This window comes from Aquifex sp., assembly GCF_056494385.1.
The window spans coordinates 1-8,979 of the sequence record NZ_JBSLZM010000085.1 but is presented as its reverse complement, the minus strand read 5'-3'; the positions used below and the strand labels follow the sequence as shown (position 1 = coordinate 8,979).

Annotated in this window: 10 protein-coding genes; 3 read left to right on the top strand and 7 right to left on the bottom strand. The window is 40.2% G+C overall.

The genetic code is table 11. From position 1 onward, the window contains the following. The 7 genes from ACWB1W_RS06730 to ACWB1W_RS06700 form a co-directional block, all read right to left on the bottom strand. On the bottom strand, positions 1 to 1,546 hold a 1,546-nt coding region (locus ACWB1W_RS06730), incomplete at its 3' end, for a DNA methyltransferase (protein ID WP_479370613.1). Positions 1,547 to 1,560: 14 nt separating this feature from the next. Further along, entirely contained in the window at positions 1,561 to 2,991 is a 1,431-nt protein-coding gene (gatB, locus tag ACWB1W_RS06725) for an Asp-tRNA(Asn)/Glu-tRNA(Gln) amidotransferase subunit GatB (RefSeq protein ID WP_479370612.1), read from the bottom strand. After that, the gene (locus ACWB1W_RS06720; protein ID WP_479370611.1) at positions 2,988 to 4,169 is read right to left on the bottom strand and encodes a F0F1 ATP synthase subunit gamma; all 1,182 of its coding nucleotides are present in this window, start codon (positions 4,167 to 4,169) and stop codon (positions 2,988 to 2,990) included. The genes gatB and ACWB1W_RS06720 overlap by 4 nt, the downstream gene beginning before the upstream one ends. Further along, positions 4,150 to 4,761 (bottom strand): RdgB/HAM1 family non-canonical purine NTP pyrophosphatase, encoded by a 612-nt coding sequence (gene rdgB / locus ACWB1W_RS06715; protein ID WP_479370610.1) that lies wholly within the window; start codon positions 4,759 to 4,761, stop codon positions 4,150 to 4,152. The genes ACWB1W_RS06720 and rdgB overlap by 20 nt, the downstream gene beginning before the upstream one ends. Beyond that, on the bottom strand, positions 4,758 to 5,381 hold the full coding sequence (locus tag ACWB1W_RS06710; RefSeq protein ID WP_479370609.1) for a LabA-like NYN domain-containing protein: 624 nt from the start codon (positions 5,379 to 5,381) through the stop codon (positions 4,758 to 4,760). The genes rdgB and ACWB1W_RS06710 overlap by 4 nt, the downstream gene beginning before the upstream one ends. A gap of 31 nt (positions 5,382 to 5,412) precedes the next feature. Next, positions 5,413 to 6,633, bottom strand: a complete 1,221-nt coding sequence (locus ACWB1W_RS06705) for a baeRF12 domain-containing protein (protein ID WP_479370608.1) — start codon at positions 6,631 to 6,633, stop codon at positions 5,413 to 5,415. A 60-nt stretch (positions 6,634 to 6,693) separates the two neighbouring features. After that, complete coding sequence (locus ACWB1W_RS06700) at positions 6,694 to 7,443, bottom strand: YebC/PmpR family DNA-binding transcriptional regulator (RefSeq protein ID WP_479370607.1); 750 nt, start codon at positions 7,441 to 7,443, stop codon at positions 6,694 to 6,696. Between the two features lie 32 nt (positions 7,444 to 7,475). On the opposite strand from ACWB1W_RS06700, the gene bcp reads away from it, so the two are divergent. From bcp to ACWB1W_RS06685, 3 genes are all read left to right on the top strand, one after another. Next, complete coding sequence (gene bcp, locus ACWB1W_RS06695; RefSeq protein WP_479370606.1) at positions 7,476 to 7,961, top strand: thioredoxin-dependent thiol peroxidase; 486 nt, start codon at positions 7,476 to 7,478, stop codon at positions 7,959 to 7,961. Next, a complete protein-coding gene (gene nth, locus ACWB1W_RS06690; RefSeq protein ID WP_479370605.1) occupies positions 7,886 to 8,584 on the top strand; it encodes an endonuclease III in 699 nt (232 codons plus the stop codon). Before bcp ends, nth begins: the two co-directional genes overlap by 76 nt. 31 nt (positions 8,585 to 8,615) lie before the next feature. Then, positions 8,616 to 8,979: NAD-dependent epimerase/dehydratase family protein (locus ACWB1W_RS06685; protein ID WP_479370604.1), on the top strand; the 364-nt coding region annotated here is incomplete at its 3' end.

Sequence of the window (8,979 nt, the reverse complement as noted above, 5' to 3'; positions counted from 1 at the left end):
CATTCTTATCCCTTGCAGTTCTATTCAAAACAGGTCTTTTATATTCTTTGATTATTTTCAGTCCCACTCTATTAGCTATTATAGGATATAAGTTAAATTCATCATTTGCAACTATAATAATAACAGGGTTATCTACCATAAACTTCAAGCAATTTTTAAGAGCTTGGCTTATACCTTCAATATAACTTTCTCTTGCTTCTTTCCCTTTACCTTTGAACATGGGCCCTATTTCCAGCTCATCTCTTCTGGGAATATTGAAAAGCTCATAGGCGTAGGCGTGTTGTTCATGATAATCTATCTGTCCAACATAAGGTGGAGAGGTAAATATTCCGGTTATCTTTTTAATCTTTAGTAGTTCATAAAACTCTTTACTTTTCTTTTTTACTTCCTCAAAAATATCAATTGTTCTACTATCTCCTACTAATGCAATCTGATAAGCATCGGTTTTTAATTTTTTATATTCTTCAAGTCTTTTCAACGTATCGTTTACATACTTTTTAAAAGTCGGAATTAATGAGAATACAGGTTTGCATATTTTAAAATGTTTGTAGCAATAATAAGGTGTGTATTGAGGCTCTTTTAATCTATCTAAGTCCATATGAGTTGTTGCTCTAACAGAACGAATAGTTCTACTTAAGATAATCATTAAAACTTTCTTAATTTTTTCATCGTATATCTTGTTTATAAAATCAAGAATTATATAAGCTTCCTCTTTTACGTTCGGAATATACCACTTGTCTAAAAAGGAATCAGAATTATTTTCCTTTTGTCTTATTCCGTATTTCTTTAAAAGATCCAAATAAACCTTATTAAATTCTTTTTCTTTTTCTATTAAATATTCTTTTGATATTTTCCCATCTTGAAAATCTCTTTTAAATTGAGGAGAAGGAAAGTTTTTTCTATTGAATTCTTCCAATAATTTCTTTAACTCTTTTTCGAATCCGGTAATTCTATTATTTATCTCGTGCTCTCTTAATTTCAAGAAAATATCGTTTATACATTTCTTCAATTCTTCAATATTAACATCTGCAAATTTAACTTCGGTAATTAAAATGTTAAATTCCGATATATCAATTCCTATGCTGTGGATGTTCATTTCATTGGCCTGAATTAAGGTCGTTCCACTACCACAAAAAGGGTCTAATACTATATCTCCCGCTTTAAAGTATTTGCTCAGGAAATATTCAACAAGTTGTGGTATAAACTTTCCCTTATATGGATGTAATCTATGAACGTGTTTTGTTCTTTCTCTTTCAGGTACCCAATCAAATGAAAGTTCCCAACATAAATCTATTCCTAAAGCTTTTTTATACTTTTCCTCTTTTTTCAAAACATTTTCTATATAATATTGTTTTAACTCTTCCTTGGATACATAAACTTTACCATCAATAATGTACTTTCTTATTTTACCGTAATTTATCAAATAGCTTATGTTGTGTTCACTTACTTCTCTGTTAAGAAATTCGGATGCCCATTTGCTCGCTTCTTTTAAAGTCAAAAGCCTTGATTTTATTCCTTCCCGTGAGGGAACTTCAGTTTCTATCATTTTTGTCTACCCCCTTACTTTATTAACTCCCTAATTACTTTATTAACCACTTGAGGGTTTGCTTTACCCTTAGTTTCCCTCATAACCTGACCCACAAAGAAGCCTATGAGTTTCTCCTCCCCGTTTTTAAGCCTTTCGACCTCCTTGGGATGTCTTTCAAAGATTTTCTTAACAATCTCTTTTATGGCATTCTCGTCTGTTATCTGTTTTAACCCCTTCTCCTCAACTATTTGTGACGGGGACTTTCCGGTCTCAACCATCTCCTTAATCACTTCCTTGCCTATCTTCGTTGATATAACCTTTTCCTTTATGAGTTTTACCAGCTCCGCAAGCTGGCCAGGCTTTACCGGGCTTTCCTCTATCGTTACTCCCTTATCCCTGAGTAGTCCGAGAAGGTCGTTTATGAGCCAGTTTACTATTCCTTTCGGTTCGTTGTAATGTTTGACGGCTTCCTCAAAGAAGTCACCGACCTCTTTATGGTTTACAAGAATTCCCGCCTCGTATTCGGAAAGACCGTATTGTTCTATCAGTCTCTTGAACCTCTGGTCGGGGAGCTCCGGCATGTTTCTCCTTATCTCTTCTATCCACTCTCTGCTTACTTTAAGGGGAAGCAGGTCCGGGTCCGGGAAGTATCTGTAGTCTTCCGCCTCTTCTTTCGTCCTCATAGTGTAAGTTTTTCCCGTTTGGGGGTCAAAGGTTCTGGTCTCCTGAATAACCTCCCCGCCTTCCTCCACAACCTTAATCTGTCTCTCTATTTCGTACTCAAGGGCTTTCTGGACGAACCTGAAGGAGTTTACGTTCTTTATCTCAACCCTCGTCCCGAACTTATCTGAACCTTTCGGTCTTATAGAGACATTTATATCACACCTGAGTTGTCCTTTTTCCATATCCGCCTTTGATACGCCCGCATACCTCATAATGTTTCTCAGTTTCTCAAGGAATATCCTTGCCTCTTCGGGTGTTCTTATGTCGGGCTCGGTCACTATCTCCATAAGGGGTGTTCCCGCCCTGTTGAGGTCAACGTAGCTTTTATCACCTTTGTGAATGGTTTTTCCCGCATCTTCTTCTATATGAAGTCTCCTTATTCTTATCTTCTTTTTACTACCGTCGGGAAGGTCTATCTCAACCCACCCGTTCGTCGCTAAAGGTTTCTCATACTGGGATATCTGATAACCTTTCGGAAGGTCGGGGTAGAAGTAATTCTTCCTTTCAAAAACAGACTCCTCGTGAACTTCGCAGTTGAGAGCTAGTGAAGCCCTTATCGCATACTCAACCGCTTTTTTATTCAAAACTGGTAGTGCTCCGGGCATTCCAAGGCATACGGGACATACGTTGGTGTTTGGTTCTGCTCCGAACTCAACCTTACAACCGCAGAACATCTTTGTTTTTGTATCCATCTGGACATGTATCTCAAGACCTATAACAGCTTCATACTTTTCGTTCATAACTCATATTTTATACTTCTCTCCAGTTCCTTCAGATAAAAATCAACGGAGAAGTCGTAAACGGTCTTTCCTGTCAGAACTCTGAAACCGAGGAGACCCTTAACATATTTCACCTCACAGAGGGGAATTAACCTTCTTACCCTTCTCACGATTTCATTCCTTAGGTCTTCGTATATTTCCTCACCCACCTCAAGAATTGCACATTTGAGGTTTATATCCTTAAATCTCTTTTCCTCAAAAGCTAGAAGTGAAAAAGCGATATCTTGGAGCTCCCTGTTTATCTTCTCCTGTCTTTCCTTGTTAATCTTTATTTGAACCTCCCTTATCTTCTTTGAGAGGTTGTCTTCTATTCTCTTTCCGGTTCTGAAGCGAACGAGGTTCAAAACTGCTGCATGCTCGTATGCGAGCAACTGAACGTAGAAAACGAGGTATAGCCCAAGTATACGCTCTATTATTTCTTCCTCGTTTCCTTCAAAGTTAAGTATCAGGTCTTTTTTATACTTCTTTTTTATAAGAGGTGGAATAAACCTGAATAAACTAATTTCGTAACTCCCCGAAACACCGAGCTCATAGGCCCTGTAAGTAAAGGGTTTCCCCCTCTCGTAGAACTTAACGGGTGTTATCTCAACCTTTTTCTCCTTCCTTTTGCTTTCCTCGTAGGTGTATAATTCTGTTTCCTGAGTCTGGAGCTCCGCCCGGAGAATGTAAACCCCATCAAGCTGACTTTTTACATACATCTTAAAGAGCTCTAAGCTTAAATTCACAATCTTTTCAGTATTTACCCTTTTCTTAAATACCTCTTCTATAAACTGAACCCTTTTAAAGTGATTAAGCCTTCCGCTTCTGCACTTTGAACCTATAACGTAAACTTCCCAATCCCTCGGAACTTCCTTAAGGGCTTTATCTATTAACTTTGAACATAGGGAACGGGTAAAGGAGATATCCGAGAGAAAGAGTATAAGGGCTACCCTTTTTTCCTCCCTCGGTTTAAAGAGTGGATGGTGGGGATAAAGGGCGTATAGGTGTTCAAGAACCTCCTTTAAACGGCTGTAGAAGGGAACTTTTGGTAAGACTTCTCCTCTTAGTCTTTTGAACCTGTTTGATGAGATTATGCTTATTACGTGAAAGGCTTCCCTTAGGAGCTCGTAACTTCTCCTTTTACGTAAATACTCCCTCACAACTTTTAATTACCTCAAGGAACTTCCTTATTGCTCTTCCCCTGTGGGATATCTCATCCTTTTCCTCGGGATTTAGCTCCGCAAAGGTTTTCTCATAACCTTCCGGTATGAACACGGGGTCGTATCCGAAACCTTTCTCTCCCCTCGGTTCTTCCGAAATCCTTCCCCTTACCTCTCCTTCAACGAAGAAACCCCTATCACCTCTGTAGAAGAATAAGACCGCAACAAACTTCGCACCTCTTTCTTTTTTCCCTTCAAGGAGTCTTAAAAGCTTCCTTATGTTTGCCTCGTCCTTTGTGGTTTTAACCTCCTCCTTTCCTCCGAACTCAACCGAGTAAAACCTGCTCGAGTAAATACCGGGGTAGGGGCTTATAGCCTCAACTATGAGCCCCGAGTCATCCGCAAGGGTTGGTATTCCGTATAGCTCAAAGTAGGCTTTCGCCTTAAGACACGCGTTCTCAAGGAAGGTCCCTCCCTTTTCCTCAACTTCTATCTTTTCTTTAGGTTCAACAACTTCAAAACCCAGCGGTTCAAGAATCCTCCTGAACTCCTCAATCTTTCCTTTATTTGCGGAAGCTATTAAGACTTTCATGACGTGAAAAATCTCTTTAACCTTTCAAAAAAGCTTAGTTCTTTCTCCTTCTCTTGAACTTCTTCCGCCTTCACGGGCAGGGGCTTTTTCTCCTCCATTATGAAGAGGTCCACGTAGTCGTCAAGGAGTATAAATCTGTCACAAACCTTTCTTAGGTTGTAGGAACTTGTTTTTTTAAAGGTTGCGTTCTCAACCCTTTTCCCGAGACTTTGAACCGCTTCAACCGTGTGTATGAAATCGCTATCCCCGCTTACAAGAATAGCTGTATCGTAAGCGTTCAGAAATGCAAGGGATAACATATCTGTTGCAAGCATTATGTCAACTTCTTTCTCAAGGTATTCACCGCCGGGAAGCTTTCTCAGGTTTGCGGTTTTAACCTTTATCCCCATAAAGGAAAGCTCGTCAAGAAACCTCCTTTGTCTCATCAGACTATCCCACTCGGGTGTTCCCTTCTTTACATCCTTTTCCTGAGGAACCGCTGTATAGAAGTAAGCTCTTACGAGATACCTCCCCTCCCTTAAAAACTCAACGAGTTTTGAGTAATCAATCTTTATATTCAGGTATCTTATCCCGTGGAATAGGTTTGAACCGTCTATGAATATCATTAATCTCTCGTTCATATTTAAAATTCTAAATGTTTAAAAGGGGAGGCTACAGCCTGAACCTTAGGAAAGCTGCAAGCCCGTCAACCTTTTTCTGGAGTTCTTTGTCTATTATCACCTCAACGGTTGCCTTTTGGTCAAGAGCCTCCTCAAGAGCTTCGTCAACAACATCACTTATGGGAACAGCTTCTTCATCGGGAAGGGGACACTCGGGCTTCAGAAATGCAAGGTGGCTTTTGGGACACAAGTATCCCGGTTTTTCAAAATCCTCGGGAAGTATTAACGTTCTTACGTTCCCTATAGCTAGCATCTCAAGAACTTTTGAGGTTCCGTTTACCGCGAGGCCTTTTCCGATAAGTTCGTTTAGCTCGGATATAACCTTCTTCTCCTGTTCTCTATCCTTCTTCCAGAGAAGGTCAAGAACCTTTTCCCAAACCCAGTGAGGCTTTGCCTCTTCAGGGTTTGCCTCTATGTATCCTACAAGCCTTTCTTTAAGGTAAGGGTGAAGAAAGTTTTCTATTTCCCTGAGCCCTTCTTCTATAAATCCACCTATTACGAGCTTGTCGAAGTAAACCCTTTTCCACTCCTCAAATAGTGCATCTGACGCAAGTTTAAGTATCCTGTGCCACTCCTCCCTCAGCCTTGAGTGAAATCTCCACTCTCCCATACCGTGTTGAACAACGTTAGGAGCTGCTCCCCTTGCGGGCATTCTATACTGGAACGTTCCTTCCGCACCCTTGAGGAGGGCTCCTCCGCTGTGAAATCTATGTGCCCTCGTGGTCATGGGTTCAAGGAAGTCAAGTTTTTCCTCTATTCCCGTTATATCCATAAGGAAATATCTTATGTGTTTTCTATCAACGAGTAAGACGGCAACCCTTCCGAACTCCTCATCTATCGCAGCTATTTCCCTTACCAAGGGGTCGGGTGAGAACATCAGCCTGTTTCTGTAAACGTAAGGGAGCTTCACGTATTCAAAGATACCTTTCGCGGCACAGGAAAAAATCGCTATACCCCTGCAGTTCTCAAGGTTCTTGGGCTCAGATAAGAAATCTTGAATTTTCTTAACATCTTCCCTGAGGGAAGTTACAACGTCCTTATCTCCCGCTATTTCCAGCTCTTCTTTCTTCTTCTTTACCAAGTCCTTATAAGTTAAAAGATACTTGTTATCCTGCCTATCTTCGGGCATCAACCTGAGGTAAAGGGTTGTTACGTAATACTTGTCGGGTCTGAAGGACGCAAGTCTCTCCAGCGTTTCGCGCAGATTAGCCATCCACCTCCTCCTTGTAAATTGGTCGTTATTTATATTTTAGAGGAAAGGGAAGGAAAGGAATTAGCTCACTTTTTGAAGGAACTCTTCGGGCATTTCAAAATTTGCTATAACCTGCTGAACGTCGTCAAGCTCCTCAAGAGCGTTAAGGAGCTTTAAAACCTTCTGAGCGGTTTCTTCATCCGTTATCTGAACGGTGGAAATGGGCTTCCAGGTTATCTGGGCTTTTTCAACGGGAACACCCATCTTCTCAAGCTTCTCCTTTACCTCGTAAAGCTCCTCGGGAGAGGTGTATACTATGTGGACTTCTTCACCCGCCTGGACATCCTCAGCACCCGCTTCTATGGCTTTCTCTAGGAGCTCATCCTCTGATATACCCTTTGCAGGAACTTCTATATACCCTTTTCTTTCAAATAAGTAGGATACACATCCCGATGAACCGAGGTTTCCTCCGTGCTTGGTAAACACGTGTCTTATCTCGGAGGTTGTTCTGTTCCTGTTGTCCGTTGTTGCCATAACCATAACCGCAACACCGCCCGGTGCGTATCCCTCGTATATAACTTCTTCAAACTGTTCACCCTCTATCTCTCCGGCACCCTTCTTTATCGCCCTTTCTATGTTCTCCCAGGGCATATTAGCTTTTTTGGCCTGCTCTATCGCAGTTCTCAACCGCGGGTTAAACTCGGGGTTCGGACCGCCCAGTCTAGTAGCTACGATAATTTCCCTTATGAGTTTACTGAAAAGCTTACCCCTTTGTGCGTCTACCTTAGCTTTCTTGTGCTTAATCTGTGCCCAGTGACTATGCCCTGCCATACTATATAAATATAGAATGTTAGAATATAAATATGCTCAAAGAAGGTGATAAGATTCCTAACTTTTGCCTTCCCGGTATAGATGAGGAAGGGAACGAAAAGGAGATATGTCTTGAGGAATTTAAAGGAAAGAGATTAATCCTTTACTTCTATTCCAAAGACAACACACCCGGATGCACACAGGAAGCCTGTGACTTCAGAGATAACCTAAACCTTCTTAAGGGAATGGGATACGTGGTTATAGGAGTAAGTCCCGACAGTGTGAACTCCCACAAAAAGTTTAAGGAGAAGTATAACCTTAACTTCATACTCCTTTCGGATAAAGATAAAAAAGTTGCGGAAATGTTCGGAGCTTACGGTGAGAAAAAGGCATACGGAAAGGTTACGAAAGGAATCATACGATCAACTTTCGTAATAGACGAGGAGGGTAAAATAATTAAGGCATGGCGAAACGTAAAGGCCAAGGGGCATGTAGCGAAGGTAATAGAAACCTTGAAGAGCTTAGAAGAAAAGCGATAGAAATAGTAAACAGACTTGAAAGGGTTTATCCAAATTCCCGCTTAGAGCTTGAGTTTGAGAACCCCTTCCAGCTCCTCGTTATGGCTATACTCGCCGCTCAAGAAAGTGACAAGGTTGTTAATAAAGTAAGTAAGGAGTTCTTTAAAAAGTATAAGAAACCTGAAGATATAGCGAGTACATCTCTTGAAGAGCTTGAAAAGGATATAAGAAGCATAAACTTTTACAGAAGAAAGGCAAAGTTGATAAAGGAATGCTGTCAAAAACTTATAGAACTTTACAACGGAGAAATACCTAAGAACGTTGATAAGTTAACCAAACTCCCGGGTGTAGGAAGAAAGACCGCTAACATGGTAATAGGTGCAGCCTTCGGTCTTCCTGCGCTAATCGTTGATAGACATGTCCACAGAGTAGTTGAAAGAATAAGTTTAAGTAAACAAAAGAATCCGGATAAAATGGAAAAGGAGCTTATGGAAATAGTTCCGAAGGAACTTTGGACTAAGTTTTCCCTCCTCCTTCTTAACCACGGAAAGAATATATGTAAAGCTAGAAAGCCGGAATGTGATAAATGCGTTATAAAAGATTTGTGTGAATATTATAATTTTAATACAATAAATACAATATAATTATAAACTATAAAAAAGAAGTTGGGAAAAGATGAAAATTCTTATAATAGGAGGAGCAGGTTACATAGGTTCACATGTTGTAAAACTCCTTGGAGAAAAAGGTTTTGAAATTCTGACTTATGATAATCTCTCAACAGGGCATGAATGGGCTGTTTTATATGGAAAACTGGTAAAGGCTGATCTCAGTGATAAGAATACGCTCAAAAGAATATTTGAGGAATTCAAACCTGATGCTGTTATGCATTTTGCCGCTTACATAGTTGTTCCCGAAAGTGTAAAAGAACCTCTTAAATATTATAGAAATAACGTTGTAAATACATTAAACCTTATAGAAACTATGGAAGAATACGGAGTTAAAAACTTCATCTTTTCTTCATCCGCTGCTGTATATGGGA